This window comes from Sulfuricurvum sp. RIFOXYD12_FULL_44_77 (genome assembly GCF_001830725.1).
Lineage (GTDB): Bacteria > Campylobacterota > Campylobacteria > Campylobacterales > Sulfurimonadaceae > Sulfuricurvum > Sulfuricurvum kujiense_A.
This window is the reverse complement of the sequence record NZ_MIBU01000186.1, coordinates 1-1206: the sequence shown is the minus strand read 5'-3', so window position 1 is coordinate 1206 and position 1206 is coordinate 1. Positions and strand designations below refer to the sequence as shown.

The following is a 1206-nucleotide window of genomic DNA, read 5'->3' as shown; positions in this document are numbered from 1 at the left end:
CTTTTGGTTGCAAACCCCATAAGGGTAAAAGAGACGATAAAGAAGACGATAGAGAGCAAAAATATTTCGCGCGGTTTGTTGTATTTTTCACCGAATACCGCCGCAGGCCCCATAGCGAGTAGCCCCATAAACATGGCAGGAACATACACTTGCCACAGCTCTTTGGCCTCCCATTTGAACACACCCGCACTGTCTAAAAGTAAAATGGGGATAAGGACGAACGCGACGGTCATCAACCCTTTTTGCATTCCGTTGGTGATGATCATACTGAGTAGATTCGGATCTTTCAAAATGTCTGCCGTGGTAGTGGTAGAGTGATAAATATGACGGATACGCGGAGGGGTAGGGACTTTCGTAAAGAGGACGAGCATTGCCAAAATCGAGAGGATCGCAGTGATCCAAAACAGTGATGCAACACCCGCATACGCACTGATAACAGGACCCGCCGCCATCGCTAGGGCAAAGCTGATCGCGATTGTTCCCCCCATAAGTGCCATCGCTTTACCACGGGATTCTTCATGGACGAGATCGCTGATCATGGCGGGGATAACGGCACCGATGGCACCCGCTCCTTGTAAAAAACGTCCCGCCATCAGCGTATAGATATCGGTACTCACGGCACAGATGATCGAACCGATCAAGAAAATTACGAGCCCGACGAGGAGTGTCGGTTTGCGGCCTATACGATCGCTCATTACCCCAAACGGTACTTGGAAGATCGCTTGGGTGAGGGCATAACCGCCGACGATAACACCTACGAGAAAGGGAGTTGAACCTTCGAGATTTAAGGCATAAGCAGAGAGTACCGGAAGGACGAGAAAAAGACCGAAAAATCGGAGTGAAAGGATCGCGGAGAGCGGGAGAACTGTTTTAAACACGTTGTCACCTTAAATGAGCTAAAATTTTCGTCATTATAGTACATTCGCTTTTTAGGCGGATGGCCCTGAAAATATTGCTAAGACTAATCTAAGGAATGAAATGAAAGTTGTACTGGCCACTTCCAACAAAGGAAAAGTACGTGAGATTATTGAATTACTTCATGATCGGGAGGTTTTTCCGTATACCGAGCTGATAGAGGGGTTTGAGATTATCGAAGACGGTGATACCTTTAAAGAAAATGCGTTGATTAAAGCTCGTGCGGTTTATGCGGCATTGGATGATTCCGAGGCGATTGTGATTGCCGATGACAGCGGTATCAGTGTCGAT

General features: G+C 47.3%; 2 protein-coding genes. One reads left to right on the top strand and one right to left on the bottom strand.

Translation table 11 applies throughout. The features are described from left to right. Positions 1–878 (bottom strand): MFS transporter (locus A2517_RS07225; protein ID WP_294895572.1); only part of this gene is annotated, 878 nt, incomplete at its 3' end. Between the two features lie 100 nt (positions 879–978). On the opposite strand from A2517_RS07225, the gene A2517_RS07220 reads away from it, so the two are divergent. After that, a partial coding sequence (locus A2517_RS07220; RefSeq protein ID WP_294895571.1) for a non-canonical purine NTP pyrophosphatase occupies positions 979–1206 on the top strand: 228 nt, incomplete at its 3' end.